The following is a 15,513-nucleotide window of genomic DNA, read 5'->3' as shown; positions in this document are numbered from 1 at the left end:
CGTCGCCCCGAATGGGGGCGACGATTCTGTTCGACAGCATGTTCCCGGTTACCGAGAGCTGGTTGATCTACAGGATGTAGAGCATCTCCTGGTAGGTCGGCAGCGGCCAGAGATCATCTGCGATCTGCGCTTCGATCTGGTCGGCGGCTTCGCGCACCGCGTCCATGGCGGGTAGCAGTGCGTCCTTGACGTGCACCGCTTCTTCGTAGCTTCCCTCTACGTGTGTCGCCAGAGCTTCCTTGAGGTGCGTCAAACCGCTCGTCAACGCTGCCAGCGGTTCGGACAGTGCGTTGAGGAGTGTGAGATCTGCTTCCACGCCTGCCGCTTTCAACGCTCCGACGTTGGTCGCCAATTCTGTCTGGTACCTGACCGCGGCCGGTAGCACCAGGGTCGACCCGATCTCGAGGGTGAGCTTGGCCTCGACCCCGATCGTCAGGGTGTAATGCTCCAAACCGATCTCGTAGCGGCTGTGCATCTCGCGCTCGTTGAACACGCCGTACTTGGAGAAGAGTTCGATCGACTTGGCAGAGATCAGTTCTGGCAATGCGTCGACGGTGGTCTTCAGGTTCGGCAGGCCGCGCGACTCCGCTTCGATCGGCCACGTGTCGGAATAGCCATCGCCGTTGAACACCACGGCGCCGTGTTCGGTGATGATGTCGGTGAGCAGCTTCTGGACGGCGGTGTCGAACTGGACACCTTCCTTGACCGCTTCCTCGAGAACGGTCGCGCAGTGGTCCAGCGAGTCGGCCATGATGGTGTTCAGGACGACCATGGGTTCGCTGATCGTCTGCATCGAGCCCGGCGCCCTGAACTCGAAGCGATTCCCGGTGAAGGCGAAGGAGCTGGTGCGGTTTCGATCGCCCGGATCGGTCGGCAGCACCGGGAGGGTGTCCACGCCGATGATCATGGTGCCCTTGCCCTTTGACGAGGTGGCTTCGCCCTTGGCGATCTGCTCGAACACATCGGCCAGCTGCTCACCGAGGAAGATCGAGACGATGGCCGGTGGCGCCTCGTTGGCGCCGAGACGATGGTCGTTGGTGGCCGAGGCGACGGAGACCCGAAGCAGCCCTGCGTGCAGGTGTACGGCGCGGATGACAGCCGCACAGAAGACCAGGAACTGCGCGTTCTCATGAGGAGTGTCCCCTGGAACCAGGAGGCTGCCGAACTTGTCGTTGCCGAGCGAGAAGTTCACATGCTTGCCCGAACCGTTCACGCCTTCGAATGGCTTCTCGTGGAACAGGCACTCCATGCCGTGCTTCTTGGCAACGGTCTTGAAGGTTGTCATGAGGAGCTGCTGATGGTCGGCCGCGATATTGCCCCGTTCGAACATCGGCGCGATCTCGAATTGCCCTGGCGCCACCTCGTTGTGCCGGGTCTTGGCAGGGATCCCGAGTTTGAACAGTTCACGTTCGGTGTCCATCATGAATCCGAGGACCCGTTCGGGGATGGCACCGAAGTAGTGGTCGTCGAACTCCTGGCCCTTGGGCGGCTTGGTGCCGAACAAAGTGCGGCCGGCATTGATCAGGTCGGGACGCGCGAGAAAGAAGTGTCGATCCACCAGGAAGTACTCCTGCTCGGGCCCGCAGAAGGCCACGATGTGGCCCGGGTTCGAGTGGCCGAACAGCCGGAGCACACGCTCGGCGTGCTTGCCCATCGCCTGCTGCGAGCGTAGGAGCGGGGTCTTGTGGTCCAGGGCCTCGCCCGTCATCGAGACGAAAACCGTTGGGATGCAGAGAGTGTTGCCGTTCGGGTTCTCCAGTACGTATGCCGGACTGGTCACATCCCAGCCGGTGTACCCGCGTGCCTCGAAGGTGTTGCGAAGTCCGCCGTTGGGGAAGCTCGACGCATCGGGCTCACCCTGGATGAGCGTCTTGCCCTGGAACTCTGCGAGTGTCGAACCGTCGCTTGCCGGCTCGAGGAAGCTGTCGTGCTTCTCCGCGGTCAGGCCAGTCAAGGGATAGAAGACGTGGGCGTAATGTGTTGCGCCCTTCTCCAGTGCCCAATCCTTCATCGCTGACGCGACGGCGTCGGCGATCGCGGGATCCAATGTGGTCCCTTTTTCGATCGTCGCCATGACGGACTTGTAGACATTCTTCGGTAGGCGTTTGAGCATGACCGATTTGTTGAACACGTTCTCGCCGAAGATGTCTCCGGGAGCCTCGGCCGTGTCGAAGCTGGGGGGAGGCGGCGTGTACGCCTCGACCGCAGTGATCGCGGCAAGCCGGATGTTGTTTCCACTCATGTGTTAGACCCTTCAGGCACGGACTCTCCACCTTGTTCTGGGAAAGCCCTGACCTGCGAACCCTACGAATGATCTATAACGGGCTCATTTCGTCGCTGTGACGATGAGAAGCGCCCGACTAAGGCCGGTCCGTTCGGAACACGTGGTGTCGACCGTCGTCGATGGGATTGTCCGGTGTGAGATACCCGGTCGCGATCTGGGTGAAGCCGGCAGCGAGCAAAGCTCGCCAGGAAGCGAGGTTGGCCACCGCAACCGGAACGATGATCGTGTCGGACGAGGGATGATCGACCCATGACTTGTCGACCATCTCGCGGATCATGGCAGTGCCCAATCCCTGGCCGGTGAGATCAGGGACACCTATGAAGTAGTCGACAGACAAAGCGTTCGGAGGTACGGAGACCAGGGTTTGCATCTCGACGAGATCCTCGGGATAGGCGGAGAACAGATACCGCTGGATCAGACCGATCGGCGCGCCATCGTGTATCGCGATGAAGACCTCACACGGTTCTGTTCCCGTGATGCTTCCACCGAAGTCCCGCTCTATGGCCGCGTCGGACGTGTCGTGGTTCCAAAATCTCGCCACATGCGGCTGTTCCAGCCATCGCTGGATCAGAGGTAGATCGTGACGCTCGATCGGGCGGAACCGCACTCGTCCAGCATGTGCGCAACAGGAGGGACGGTCAAACGAATTAGCGGCCGCCGGTGAGCGGTCGAACGCGCGCTTGACAGGCCGGGTTGTGGCGCCTGAACAACATCTCAGTGAGCGTTCATCACCGGGAAGACGTGATCGCGCAACAGCGGTGCCAGATCTGCGCCGGTATCAGTGCGGTGCACCCACCGCAGTTCGGCGATTTCCGCCGAGGCGATGGGGATTGCGGGAAGTCGTGAGCTGAAGACCGTCGCGGAGATCATGGTGTCGGTCTCGTTGGCCGCGGGTGCCCGGAAGGTGCCCACGAGCATCAGGTCGTCAGCAGTGAGCCGAATCCCGATCTCCTCGTCCACCTCGCGGATCGCGGCAGCGGTCGCGTCCTCGCCGGCTTCGAGCTTGCCGCCCGGGAACATGAACATCCGTGTGTCCGACTTGCGCACGGTGAGAATCCTCTGGTGGTCGTCGGAAAAACACACGGCCGCCACGGTCAAGGTCTGTTGGTCCGATTCACGCACCGCGCATTTTTACCACGACGCCGATCACCGGCGGTTTTGGTGAAGAACTTCCCCAAATCTGTAACACGTTCTAGTCTGACGACATGACAGTTTCTGCGGATACCCCCACCGATTTCGACCATCTGCGCGGCGGCACCCACCTGGGCCACCTCATGGTCGCGGCGCTGCGCCGCCATGCGAACGAGCCGGTTCTGTTCCTCGGCGACACCACCCTCACCGGGGGGCAGATGGCCGAGCAGATCAGCAAGTACACCCAGGCGTTCGAATCACTTGGTGCCGGATCGGGCAGTGCGGTCGGCCTGTTGGCCCTCAACCGGCCAGAGGTCCTGTTGGTCATCGGAGCGGGACAAACCCAGGGTTGGCGACGCAGTGCTCTGCATCCGCTCGGATCGCTCGACGACCATGCATATGTGCTGAGCGACGCGCAGATCACCACCCTGGTCATCGACCCGGTGCCGATGTTCGTCGAGCGCGCGGCCGCACTCCTCGAGCGTGTCGACAGTCTCAAGCAGGTACTCACGCTGGGCCCGGTTCCATCTGAACTCTCGGAGGTCGCCCGGGATGTGATCGCGGAATCGCAGCGGTTCGAGGCCAAGCCTCTCAAAGCGGCTGATCTTCCCCCCGATCACATCGTGTCGATCACCTACACCGGTGGTACAACCGGAAAGCCGAAGGGAGTCATCGGGACTGCTTCGGCAATGTCCACGATGACGCAGATTCAGCTCTCGGAATGGGAATGGCCGGAGCACCCGAAATTCCTGATGTGCACCCCGCTGTCGCATGCTGGGGCCGCGTTCTTCGTACCGACCCTGATGAAGGGCGGCTCGATGGTGGTGTTGCCGAAGTTCGATCCCGCCGAGGTGCTGCGCACCATCGAAGAACAGAAGATCACCGCCACCATGCTGGTGCCATCGATGCTGTACGCCTTGATGGACCATCCCGACTCGCACACGCGCGACCTGTCGTCGCTGGAGACCGTCTACTACGGAGCATCCGCGATCAACCCCGTTCGGCTGGCCGAGGCCATCGAACGCTTCGGTCCGATCTTCGCGCAGTACTACGGACAGTCCGAAGCACCGATGGTGATCAGCTACCTCCCCAAGGACGCCCACGATGAAAAGCGGCTGTCCAGTTGCGGCCGTCCGTCCGCGTTCTTGCGCACCGCCCTCCTGGGTGAAGACGACAAGCCGGTCGCGGTAGGGGAGCCCGGGGAGATCTGCGTGGCCGGTCCGCTGTTGGCGGGTGGCTATTGGGGGCTACCCGAAGCAACGGCCGAAGCATTTCGAGACGGCTGGCTTCGCACCGGGGATGTCGCCAGAGAAGACGAGGACGGCTTCTGGTTCATTGTTGACCGCACCAAGGACATGATCGTCACCGGCGGGTTCAATGTTTTCCCCCGCGAAGTGGAAGATGTTGTTGCCGAACATCCTTCGGTTGCGCAGGTCGGCGTGATCGGAGTTCCCGACGAGAAGTGGGGTGAAGCGGTGACCGCGATCGTGGTGCTTCGGTCCGACGCGCCCACGGACGAATCGTCGATCGCGCGGATGACCACCGAGATCCAGGATGCGGTCAAGGAGCGCAAGGGTGCGGTCCAGTCGCCGAAGCAGATCATCGTCGCCGACGCTCTGCCGTTGACCGCTTTGGGCAAACCGGACAAGAAAGCCCTGCGCAAGCAGTACTGGAGCGACAGCGACCGCTCTGTCGGGTAGTCGAGGTGCGTGCAGCGGATATACCTGCACGTGTGCTGTGGGCGGCTGAACTCCTGGCGCCACGGCCCCGGGAGAGGCTGCTCGAAATCGGCTGTGGAAACGGTGTGGCAGCGCAGTTGTTGTGCGCCACATTGTCCGGCGGCGACATGCTGGCAATCGACAGATCGGCCACAGCGGTCAGTCGAACGATCAGACGCTGTGCCGACTTCGTCGCCGATGGACGACTGCGAGTGGAGCAGAGCGATCTCAGCGCACTACGCGTCGACACCGCTTCTTTCGACGCAGCGCTTGCGATCAACGTCAACGTCTTCTGGACGTCGTCCGCAGAGGATGAGCTGGCTGTGTTACGTGGCGCGCTTCGGCCCAATGGTCGTTTGGTGCTGGTCTACGGCCAAGGTCCGGGCTCTGTCGACGATCGGCAGGCGAAGATCACACAGCACCTCCGCGACGCCCATTTCACCGTGACGGCAACGTATTCGGAGGACGCCGGCCATGCGGTGATCGCCGTGAGAGCTGGGTGATAGAGGGGTACGGCCCGTCTGGGGCCGTTCGGCCTTCGGAGCGCCACCTCCGGGTGATGGTCTGCGTCGGTTGGGCGTGCGATAGTGGCCACGTGGGCAGTCTTCCCCCGTCGCGGTATCTGCTCCGCGCCAGAGATCTGATCGACACGCAGTACGCCTGCGAACTGACCGTCGATCAGATGGCTGCGGCCGCGATGTTGTCCCGTGCGCATTTCAGCCGCGCTTTCACGCGTGCTTTCGGTGAAACGCCGCACACCTACCTGCAGACGCGTCGGCTCGAACGCGCTGCGGCCCTGTTGCGTAACACCGACTATTCGGTGGCGGATGTATGTGTGGCCGTCGGTTTGCGCAGTGTCGGGTCTTTCACCACGAGCTTCAAGCGAACCTACGGACTCACGCCGGCCCGTTATCGAGCCAGTCTGCCTGCCGCAGCCGAGCGAGCAATGGTGCCCGCGTGCGTGGTTCGTACGTTCAGTCGTCCCGCGCCCGACAGCCGGCTGTAGCAACCGAATCCTGGAGATCGGGCAAGTCGACGAACAGCACACGGGGAGAAGACTCGACCGGCAACGCGGCGTTAGCGTCGACTGTGTAAACACCACTCGAGCACAGGAGTTCATCATGAGAATCGCCGGAGCGCAGATCTGGGTTCACGATCAAGACATTGCGCTGAAGTTCTACACCGAGCAGTTGGGCATGGAGGTGCGGTCCGACGCGACCGTGCCGGAGTTGGGTGGATTCCGTTGGCTGACCGTGGCGCCGCCCGGGCAGGACGATGTGACCGTCATCCTGATGGCCATCCCGGCACCACCGATGGTGAGCGAGTCCACGCACGACGAGATCCTCTCGCTCGTCACCAAAGGTTTCGCCGGCACGGTGTTTCTCACCACCGACGATTGTCAGTCGGAATACGAGAAGCTCACTGCCCGCGGGGTCGAGTTCACCGAGGTACCCGAGCAAAGGCCATATGGGATCGACGCCGGGTTCAGAGACCCATCCGGGAACAGCATCCGGTTGACCCAGCCGACCGAGGCCTATGTGACATAGGCGGCCTTTGACGCATCAGGTCTCGACGTCGCCGACCAGTTCGGACACATGGTCGGGGACGTAGGTCGTAAGTTCGCGAGGAGGTCGTTGATAGGTTCCGGTGTCGATCGGCTTCTCGGGCAAGTCGACTTTCGGTTTCTTCACCTCGTGATAGTCGATCGTGGACAGCAGATGCGACATCATGTTCAGGCGAGCGTGCTTCTTGACGTCCGATTCGACCACATACCAGGGACTGTTCGGGGTGTCTGTGTGCACCATCATCTCGTCCTTCGCGCGAGAATAATCCTCCCAGCGGTACACCGATTCCAGGTCCATCGGACTCAGTTTCCATTGCCGCACAGGATCATTGAGTCGTGACCGGAAACGTCGGAGTTGCTCGTCGTCGGACACCGAGAACCAGTACTTCCGAAGGATGATCCCGTCGTCGAGGAGCATCTGTTCGAAGATCGGGGTCTGACGCAGGAACAGGGAGTGCTCTGTGGGTGTGCAGAAGCCCATCACTTTTTCCACGCCTGCCCGGTTGTACCAGGATCGGTCGAAGATGGTGATCTCGCCGGGCGCCGGCAGGTGGGCGATGTATCGCTGGTAGTACCACTGGCCGCGCTCGCGGTCGGTGGGTGCGGGCAATGCGGTCACGCGGACAACTCGGGGCGACAGATATTCGGTGATGCGCTTGATCGTGCCGCCCTTGCCGGCTGCGTCACGGCCCTCGAAGATCACGACGACCCGGGTACCGGTGTCCTTCACCCACTCTTGCAACTTCACGAACTCGGATTGCAAGCGGAAGAGCTCGGCCTCGTAGACATCTTTGGGGATCTTCTGGGCCTTGCTCTTCTTACCGCTGTCCTTCTTTCCCATGGAGGGAGCCTACTGGGTTGCAAGCGCATCGTCAGCGATTGTGAACCACCGGGCTGGACGATCCGCCTCAGGCCTTGTTGCCGGACAACGCGAGCGTGCCGCCCAACCCGATCATCATCAATCCGCCGGTTGCGCTCAACTGTGCCTGCCGCCGGGGTGAATCGGTGAACCATGAGCGGGTGACCGATGCGACCATCGCCCACGCGCTGTCGCAGATCAACCCGATCACGACAAAGACTGCCCCTAGGACAAACATCTGAAATCCGGGGGCGCCTGAGGCGGGTTCGACGAATTGGGGGAGGACGGCTGCCAGGAACACCAGTGCCTTGGGGTTCGTGAAGCCAACCGTGAAGCCTTGTGTCACAACGCGCCTCGTCGTCACTTCATCGCCGGGGCCGGCGCCCGCGTGGATGCGGTGGCGATGACGGATCGCTTGAACACCTAGATAGACCAGGTACACCGCACCGGCTGCTTTGATGACCGTGAACATGGTTGCCGACGCGGACACCACGGCGCCGATGCCCAGGGCGACAGCGACGATCTGAGGGATCAGGCCCATGGTGTTGCCGAGCACGCTCAGGAGCCCGACTCGCCTGCCGTATGCGATCGAACGTCCGACCACAAACAGCACACTGGGCCCCGGAACGGCTATCAGCACAACTGCGGCGACGATGAACGCGAGCAGATTGGGTAGAGGAACCATCGTTTCACTGAACCACCGATGTCAACCCGTTGGCGGGCGCGTTCAGACGAGCCCGCCGGCGTTCAGACGGCCGCGGGAATCTTCGGAGCCTTGATGTGGTTGCCCACGTGACCGCGAAGGAAGAAGGACACCTCGATGCCCATATCAAAATCGTCGGCCGTGGAACTCGGCCTGGACACATTCGGCGATCGCACTGCCGGTCCGGATGGTGAGCCACTCTCGTACGACCAGGTCATCCGTGATGTGGTCGCAGAAGGAGTTCTCGCCGACAGTGTGGGCTTGGACTTCTTCGGTGTCGGTGAGCATCACCGCGAGGATTTTGCCGTCTCAGCGCCTGAGGTGGTCCTGGCCGCGATTGCGGCTCAGACAGATTCCATCCGTCTGGGAACGGCTGTGACCGTACTGAGCTCAGATGACCCGATCCGCGTGTACCAACGCTTCGCTACTCTCGACGCGATCTCTGGTGGCCGGGCGGAGGTCATCCTGGGGCGCGGCTCGTTCACCGAATCGTTCCCGTTGTTCGGCTACGACCTCGCGCAGTACGAGGAGTTGTTCTCCGAGAAACTGGACCTGTTCGCCGAGCTGCGATCCGAGGGCCCGATCACCTGGACTGGTGGTCACCGGGCGCCCTTGACCGGCCAGGAGGTGTTCCCGAAAACCGCGAAGGGTGGGTTGACCACCTGGATCGGTGTCGGTGGCTCGCCGGAGTCGGTGGTACGCGCGGCGCGATACGGAATACCGTTGGTGCTGGCCATCATCGGCGGTGAACCGGCCCGGTTCGAACCGTTCGTCGACCTCTACCATCGCGCGCTGACCGAGTTCGGGCATGCCGAGCTGCCGGTGGCAATGCACTCGCCGGGTCATGTCTCCGACAGTGACGAACAGGCCCGTGAAGAACTGTGGCCCCACTACCGCGATCAGATGAACCGGATCGGCCGGGAACGAGGATGGCCGGCGACGACACGCGGTCAGTTCGAACAGGCGGCAGGCCCGGACGGTTCGTTGTATGTGGGTTCTCCGGACACCGTTGCTGCGAAGATCATTCAGAATGTGCGGGCACTGAAGGTCACCCGTTTCGACATGAAGTACGGCAACGGCACCCTGTCCCATGAAGCCAAGATGCGAAGCATCGAACTGTACGGCGAGAAGGTCGCCCCGATTGTTCGCGAGGCCTTGTCCGATCAGAGGTAAAGTCCCGCGGTGTAAGCGTCGTGAGCAGTGCGGCGCACCGTAGGAGGCAAGACGTGGCGAGCAGTTCCGGCCCCGCATCGGTCACGTGCCGAACCGAGTACCGCAGTACGACTCACGAACGGCTCGCAACAGCTTCGAGCGCGCTCGTGATCGCCTCGCTGCTGGAGTTGGTCGCACTGACGATCGTCGATGCCCCGCCCATGACAACCGGTCTCATCGTCATCGTGACATTGGGGCTGGGCCTGCTGCTGGCGGCGTTGGGCCGCATCCGTGACCTGCCGGCCGTGACGATCACCGTGGACGATGAGATGGTCCACTTCGGCAATGCCGACTCCGCACTGCACTCCTTTCCGCTCGACTCTCTGCTGTCGGTCAAACAGAGTTCGGAGCTGGCAACCGACACATCCGTCAGCCGGTCGTCGCGCGCTGATCAGTTCCACGTCCGAGGCTGCCGGTACCTGCGTCTGCGGTTCGAGAGCAACCCGGATCAGGAGTGGCAGATCGCGGCGATCGAGTCGGACCCGGCCGCGGCGGAGGTGATCGCCCGCCTCCGCGCCCATCAGCCCGCCAAGCGCATGGTCAGGGTGGGTAAGGCCACAGGTGACCTCGCCAAACCCGCAGCGGCAGAGCCGGGATATCAACCTGCACAGCCCCCGCCTGGCCGGTTGATCCCTCGCATCGCGAACGCCGACAGCGAGGAAGCCGCAAAACGGTTGTGGCAGGCGGCAATCAAACAACACGATGATGTGCTGGCGGACTACGCCCAGTACGAACTCGAGCCCGAGCTGCTCATCCGGTTCCCGGCCGTCACCGACGTGTCGGTCGACACCGTGGAGATCTTCCACACGACGTTGAACCGCGCCCAAGAGCTGCGCACCGATACGTTCCCGGTCAACATCGACCGTGCCGACGAGTATCAGCAGGCGGTCATCGACCTGCGTAAGGCGTGGGTCGAATGTGAGAAATATGGGCGCGCGGTGGGTACCGGGTTACTCGAGGTGAACGACCAGAAAGAACTCACGGTTGCGTTGTCGCTGCTGGAGAATGCGCGAAACGTCCAGGGCGAGCAGCAGGCCGAGTACCTGAACCAGATCAAGCAGATCGTCACCGACCTGACCGACCGCGGCAGCCTTCATCCACAGCCGCAGGCGATGGAGGAAATCGATGCGGGACGGCGAAGGGCGTTGGAGGCGGACTAGACGGTGGCAAATGCAGTGTCGCCGGGCTACTTCGGTGCGATGTACTGGCCGTCGAGAGAGTAGATCTCCTCGGCCGGGTCAGGTCCGGATTTGATCGAGATGACCGTCTGATACTTGTCCAGTACATACCGATGCGAAGCCTCGATGTCCACGAGGTCGCGGTCGAACGTGTCGACGTTGCCGCGCCGCATCGCGTCATTTCGTACCTGATCGAAAGTAGACGCCGACACGTCGGTGAAAGCGAAAGAACCCGCACGCAGCCGACCGGTCTTGTTCTCGCTGTAAATACGCAGCGAAGGAAAGTGGCCGGGTGCGCGGCTCAGCGACCCGCTCGATTTGAGGTCGGTGTACTCCACGAGTACACCGCCGGAATTCTGTATGTCTCCAGCCGAGATCGTCGCCGAGTCCGGATCTCCACGGATCTCGAACCTATTGAGAATCGGCTGGTCCGTCGGGATACCGGCCTCGGCCATCATCTCCGCGGCTAGAGTCACCGAAGTCTGAAAGTCGCCTGGATTGAACCAGGTAGCAACAACTCCCTCGGTGTTCGCCTGGATGTCGACTCCGTCCTCGATGTCGTCGCCGAAGTCGGCCGTCGCCAGGACGGGCTGGTCATCGCCCGAACGCACCACCGTCATCGACTCGAAGAACCGAGATCTCTCCGGGATGACGGCGTTCATCTGAGCTCGGATGGTGGTGAATTGCATCCGCGACAACTCATCTGCCCGAAAAGTCCGTGGCCCTCGCGAATCGGTGGGGTTGCGCTCCGGTCCGCTCCACGTCTTGCTCGACCCGGTGTAGTCGATGTCCAGGCTTTCGCCTGTCTTTCGGTCGAGCACGGATGCGCTGTCGTAACCGTCGCGCGTGATGCGAAGACTGAGAATGCTGTTCTCGGCATTCGGTCCCAGAGTTCGAACCTGCCGCAACAAGTTATCGATCTGCTGTTGAGGATCGTAGGACGATTCGGTGTCCTCGACCGAGGTGGATGAGATTCCAGCGTCCGGCAGCGACACCGAGATGTGCCAACCATCGCCGACACCGACGAACAGTGCTATCGCCACGAGGAGGGTGACCAGAGGTTGCAGCAGCGTGGACTTCGGCGGGTGATTACCGAACTCTGTGGCCTTACCTGGCGCGATACCTACGTCGTAGGACAGCGAGGTGTCGGGACGAGGCGGGATCAGGGCAGAGGGAAGTGTGGTGTCGGCGTCCTGCAGGACGGTTGCGGCGACCGGCTTGGGCATCGCCGTCAGCCAACGCGCGCGATAGTCGGTGTCATTGGGCGGTGAGATCGTTGCCGTCACAAGTGTGGGCTGTACATCCGACGCGTCGAGGCTTGATCTGGTCAGTGCCTCGATCGTCACGGGGATCTGTTTGCGGGACTGCCCTGCCTTCAGCATTCCGTCGATCCGGCGGGGACGCGGCGAGATGACGAGCGCGGTGACCACCAACGGAACGCCCACCAAGAGCGAGACGAGCCAGCTGTTGTACGCGCCGAGACCAACCGCGCATCCCAGCACCGCGCCGGCGACCGCTGCGCGAACCGCGAACCTGACTGCCGGCGGTCTGGACCGATCGGAACCGCGATCCGAGCTCATTGGCCACCTCCGGGACGGAATCATATTGCTCCCGTGACCAGCGCGAAAGTGGCAGAGTCTGATTGCTCGGGAAGCCTGCCGCGTACGGTATCCCGCGGACGCACTCCGCGTACGGTGGAGCACGGCACTTTTGCAGATGGACGGGAGTACGGCTCGGTGGGAAAGCTCACGAACAACATGTGGCGACTGCTGGGAGCGCAGTCTTCGCGCAACCAGTCGAAGTCTCTGACCTTGATCAAGAAGTCCGGCGACCATGACTCATGGGCGGCGGAGCTGAGCGACGAGAACTTCGCCACCGAGGCGGAGAAGCTCGACATCACCGACCCCGAAGGAGAGGACCGTGCCCGTTTCCTGGCGCTGGTCCGTGAAGCCGGAGATCGGGCGCTGGACATGCGGCCGTTCGACGTACAGCTGCAGGGTGCGCTTCGGCTGCTCGAGGGCGACATCATCGAGATGGCCACCGGTGAAGGCAAGACGTTGGCCGGTGCAATCGCCGCGATCGGCTATGTGCTGCAGGGACATCGGGTTCACGTGGTCTCGGTGAACGACTACCTCGCCACTCGTGACGCGGAGTGGATGAAGCCTCTGTTCGACCAGTTCGCCATCTCGTCGTCGGCGGTGTCGGAGAACTCCACGCGCGAGGAGCGCAAGGCCGCCTACGACACCGACATCACCTACGGTTCGGTCAACGAGGTGGGTTTCGACGTACTGCGTGACCAGCTCGCCACCCGAGCGGAAGACCTCGTATCGCCGAAACCTGACGTGGCGATCATCGATGAGGCCGACTCGGTGCTCGTCGACGAAGCGCTGGTGCCGCTGATCCTCGCCGGTGCGACCACCGGCGAAGTGCCCGACAAACCCATTCACGATGCCGTCGGCAAGTTGAAGAAGACGCACTACGAGATCGACGCCGAGGGTAGGAACGTCTACCTGACCGACGAGGGTGCGGCGTTCATCGAACAAGAACTCGGTGGCATCAACCTGTACGACGAAGAGCATGTGGGTACCACGCTCGTGCACGTCAACGTGGCGATGCACGCACACATCCTGCTCGAGCGCGACGTGCACTACATCGTGCGCGACGGGGGAGTCCACCTCATCAACGCCTCGCGGGGGCGAGTCGCCCAGCTGCAGCGATGGCCTGATGGCCTGCAGGCAGCCGTCGAGCTGAAAGAAGGCCTGGCGCAGACCGATTCGGGCGAGGTGATCGACACCATCACCGTTCAGGCGCTGATCGGGCGTTACCCGAAGGTGTGCGGAATGACCGGTACGGCGCTGGCGGCCGGTGAGCAATTCCGGCAGTTCTATCACCTGGCCGTGTCGCAAATCCCACCCAACACGAAGAACATCCGTGTCGACGAGGTCGACCGGGTCTACGACACGAAGGCCAACAAGGCCGAAGCCGTCGTCGAGTTCGTCAAGGAGATCCACGAAACCGGGCAGCCGATCCTGATCGGTACTCACGACGTCGCGGAGTCCGAAGAACTCGCCCACCTCCTCGGCCGGGCCGGTGTGCAGAGCGTGGTCCTCAACGCCAAGAACGATGCCCAAGAAGCCAAGATCATCGCTGAGGCCGGTGCCAAGAATGCCGTCACCGTGTCGACTCAGATGGCCGGGCGAGGCACCGACATCAAGCTCGGCGGTTCCGCTGGCCAGAAGGACGGCGAATCGACGTCCGAGCGGGACGAAGTGGTCGAACTCGGCGGACTCTGCGTGGTCGGTACCGGTCGCCACGACACCGAACGACTCGACAACCAGTTGCGCGGCCGGGCTGGGCGACAAGGGGATCCGGGCCGCTCGGTATTTTTCTCGAGCGTGGAGGATCCGGTTGTCACGCGCAACCTCACCCTCAAACGCGACCCGGTCAGTTCGTCGGAGGACGGGTCGCTGGGCTCCAAGGGTGTCGACCTGATCGAGCAAGCCCAGCGGGTCGCCGAAGGCGTCATGCTCGAACTGCATGCGAACACCTGGCGTTACAACCAACTGGTGAACCAGCAACGCGACATCGTGATCGCGCGGCGCATGAAGCTGCTGACGACCGACACCGCTCTCACCGAGCTGAAGGACCTGGAAAACGATCGATACCGTGAACTGACCGGAGAGACCTCCGAGCCGGCCGAGACAGCCGATTCGGACAAAGCTCCCGATACGAAGTCGGTGGGCGACGAACCTGCTGAGACCGCTGTCGACTCCGATTCGTCGGTACCGGTCGAGAAAGCCGAGCCCGTCCCCGTAGCGGTCCTCGAGCAGGCCGCACGCGAGATCATGCTGTTCCATCTCGACCGCGCATGGGCCGACCATCTCGCATTCGTCTCAGACGTCCGGGCCAGCATCCACCTGCGTTCACTCGGTCGTGAGTCCCCCCTCGACGAATTCCACAAGCTGATCCTCGATGAGTTCGGCCGATTGCCCGGGGAAGCAGTCGACAACGCTCGCAAGACATTCCGTGAAGCTGTCATCACTGCTGACGGTGTCGACCTGGAACAGGCCGACCTCCACCGCTCGACCACCACATGGACGTACATGGTGCACGACAGCCCGTTCAGCTCCGGTGGCGCAAAGGCGCTACAGGGCATCATCGGCATCTTCCGCTAGCGGTCGGGGGCGGGCCTGCGCAAGGTGGCCCGCGGGTCCGGTGTCAGGAGTGCGTCGGGCCGCTCTTGCCGATGCGGCAAGTTTTCGTGACAGACGGAGGCGCCTGGGCGAGGCTGGCCAGGCAGGCTGTTCGACGTCGCGGATGGCCGGACGAACGGAGGAGCCGGCCATGGGGATCACGAACTCGTCCGGTCGCGTCACGCGTCGTCGGGACACGCCGCCACCCCGGACCGGTAGCAGCGAAGTCGAGGTACTCCGAGGATTCCTCGACTACTTGAGGACCTCGATCATCGCGAAGGTGGAAGGCGCTCCCGAACCGCAGGTGCGGGCGGCCGCGGTACCTTCCGGAACGAACTTGCTCGGCCTGCTCAACCATCTCGTTCATGTGGAACGGGCGACATTCCTCGGCGAGACGGTCACCAGGTGGCAGTCGACCTTCACCGCCGAGGCATCGGACAGCGTCGATGACGTGATCGCCAGGTACCGGCAGGCCGTCGAGTCGGCGAACGATGTCCTCGACGGTTGTGCCGATCTCGCCGCGCGTCTGCCACGTTCCGCGCCGGGACGCCCTGCGCCAAGCGTTCGTTGGGCTCTGACCCACATGATCGAGGAGACAGGCCGCCACGCGGGTCACGCCGACATCTTGCGCGAGCTGATCGACGGTCAGACCGGGCGCTGACGACAACGAG

The 15,513-nt window shown here is 62.6% G+C and carries 14 protein-coding genes; 8 read left to right on the top strand and 6 right to left on the bottom strand.

Annotated features, from left to right (window positions below; all coding sequences use genetic code 11):
• Positions 1–67: 67 nt before the first annotated feature.
• From WIMU1_RS15360 to WIMU1_RS15350, 3 genes are all read right to left on the bottom strand, one after another.
• Entirely contained in the window at positions 68–2,242 is a 2,175-nt protein-coding gene (locus WIMU1_RS15360; protein ID WP_062798423.1) for a glutamine synthetase III family protein, read from the bottom strand.
• A gap of 118 nt (positions 2,243–2,360) precedes the next feature.
• A complete protein-coding gene (locus WIMU1_RS15355; RefSeq protein ID WP_062798421.1) occupies positions 2,361–2,891 on the bottom strand; it encodes a GNAT family N-acetyltransferase in 531 nt (176 codons plus the stop codon).
• A 107-nt stretch (positions 2,892–2,998) separates the two neighbouring features.
• Positions 2,999–3,406 (bottom strand): NUDIX hydrolase, encoded by a 408-nt coding sequence (locus WIMU1_RS15350; RefSeq protein WP_062798419.1) that lies wholly within the window; start codon positions 3,404–3,406, stop codon positions 2,999–3,001.
• Positions 3,407–3,489: 83 nt separating this feature from the next.
• Between WIMU1_RS15350 and fadD8 the strand changes: the two genes are divergently transcribed.
• From fadD8 to WIMU1_RS15330, 4 genes are all read left to right on the top strand, one after another.
• Positions 3,490–5,115, top strand: a complete 1,626-nt coding sequence (fadD8, locus tag WIMU1_RS15345; protein ID WP_062798418.1) for a fatty-acid--CoA ligase FadD8 — start codon at positions 3,490–3,492, stop codon at positions 5,113–5,115.
• Positions 5,116–5,120: 5 nt separating this feature from the next.
• On the top strand, positions 5,121–5,636 hold the full coding sequence (locus WIMU1_RS15340) for a class I SAM-dependent methyltransferase (protein WP_307714987.1): 516 nt from the start codon (positions 5,121–5,123) through the stop codon (positions 5,634–5,636).
• Between the two features lie 92 nt (positions 5,637–5,728).
• A complete protein-coding gene (locus tag WIMU1_RS15335) occupies positions 5,729–6,139 on the top strand; it encodes a helix-turn-helix transcriptional regulator (protein WP_062798415.1) in 411 nt (136 codons plus the stop codon).
• A gap of 112 nt (positions 6,140–6,251) precedes the next feature.
• Positions 6,252–6,680: a VOC family protein gene (locus WIMU1_RS15330; RefSeq protein ID WP_062798670.1), complete on the top strand. Its 429-nt coding sequence runs from the start codon at positions 6,252–6,254 to the stop codon at positions 6,678–6,680.
• Between the two features lie 15 nt (positions 6,681–6,695).
• Here WIMU1_RS15330 and ppk2 read toward each other — a convergent pair whose 3' ends face one another.
• Positions 6,696–7,538: a polyphosphate kinase 2 gene (gene ppk2, locus WIMU1_RS15325; RefSeq protein ID WP_023958027.1), complete on the bottom strand. Its 843-nt coding sequence runs from the start codon at positions 7,536–7,538 to the stop codon at positions 6,696–6,698.
• Between the two features lie 67 nt (positions 7,539–7,605).
• Positions 7,606–8,241 (bottom strand): LysE family translocator, encoded by a 636-nt coding sequence (locus tag WIMU1_RS15320; protein ID WP_062798413.1) that lies wholly within the window; start codon positions 8,239–8,241, stop codon positions 7,606–7,608.
• A 135-nt stretch (positions 8,242–8,376) separates the two neighbouring features.
• Here WIMU1_RS15320 and WIMU1_RS15315 point away from each other — a divergent pair, with 135 nt between their 5' ends.
• Positions 8,377–9,432, top strand: a complete 1,056-nt coding sequence (locus WIMU1_RS15315) for an LLM class flavin-dependent oxidoreductase (protein WP_062798411.1) — start codon at positions 8,377–8,379, stop codon at positions 9,430–9,432.
• 53 nt (positions 9,433–9,485) lie between these two features.
• The gene (locus tag WIMU1_RS15310) at positions 9,486–10,631 is read left to right on the top strand and encodes a hypothetical protein (RefSeq protein ID WP_062798410.1); all 1,146 of its coding nucleotides are present in this window, start codon (positions 9,486–9,488) and stop codon (positions 10,629–10,631) included.
• A gap of 26 nt (positions 10,632–10,657) precedes the next feature.
• On the opposite strand, the gene WIMU1_RS15305 is transcribed toward WIMU1_RS15310, so the two are convergent.
• Positions 10,658–12,229 carry a hypothetical protein gene (locus WIMU1_RS15305; protein ID WP_062798408.1) on the bottom strand — a complete coding sequence of 524 codons (1,572 nt, stop codon included), beginning with the start codon at positions 12,227–12,229 and terminating at the stop codon, positions 10,658–10,660.
• Between the two features lie 156 nt (positions 12,230–12,385).
• On the opposite strand from WIMU1_RS15305, the gene secA2 reads away from it, so the two are divergent.
• The gene (gene secA2, locus WIMU1_RS15300; protein ID WP_062798668.1) at positions 12,386–14,824 is read left to right on the top strand and encodes an accessory Sec system translocase SecA2; all 2,439 of its coding nucleotides are present in this window, start codon (positions 12,386–12,388) and stop codon (positions 14,822–14,824) included.
• A gap of 169 nt (positions 14,825–14,993) precedes the next feature.
• Positions 14,994–15,503, top strand: coding sequence for a DinB family protein (locus WIMU1_RS15295; RefSeq protein ID WP_062798406.1), 510 nt, complete (start codon positions 14,994–14,996; stop codon positions 15,501–15,503).
• The last annotated feature ends 10 nt before the right edge of the window (positions 15,504–15,513 follow it).

The sequence above is a fragment of the Williamsia muralis NBRC 105860 genome (assembly GCF_001598915.1).
Classification (GTDB): domain Bacteria; phylum Actinomycetota; class Actinomycetes; order Mycobacteriales; family Mycobacteriaceae; genus Williamsia; species Williamsia muralis.
Note: the sequence above shows the minus strand (reverse complement) of the source record. Positions and strands in the feature narration are given on the sequence as shown.

Excerpts from the sequence above, each read along its gene's own strand:
- fadD8 (WP_062798418.1), top strand. The coding sequence starts at position 3,490 with ATGACAGTTTCTGCGGATACCCCCACCGATTTCGACCATCTGCGCGGC.
- WIMU1_RS15305 (WP_062798408.1), bottom strand. The coding sequence starts at position 12,229 with ATGAGCTCGGATCGCGGTTCCGATCGGTCCAGACCGCCGGCAGTCAGG.
- WIMU1_RS15295 (WP_062798406.1), top strand. The coding sequence starts at position 14,994 with ATGGGGATCACGAACTCGTCCGGTCGCGTCACGCGTCGTCGGGACACG.
- ppk2 (WP_023958027.1), bottom strand. The coding sequence starts at position 7,538 with ATGGGAAAGAAGGACAGCGGTAAGAAGAGCAAGGCCCAGAAGATCCCC.
- WIMU1_RS15315 (WP_062798411.1), top strand. The coding sequence starts at position 8,377 with ATGCCCATATCAAAATCGTCGGCCGTGGAACTCGGCCTGGACACATTC.
- WIMU1_RS15320 (WP_062798413.1), bottom strand. The coding sequence starts at position 8,241 with ATGGTTCCTCTACCCAATCTGCTCGCGTTCATCGTCGCCGCAGTTGTG.
- WIMU1_RS15360 (WP_062798423.1), bottom strand. The coding sequence starts at position 2,242 with ATGAGTGGAAACAACATCCGGCTTGCCGCGATCACTGCGGTCGAGGCG.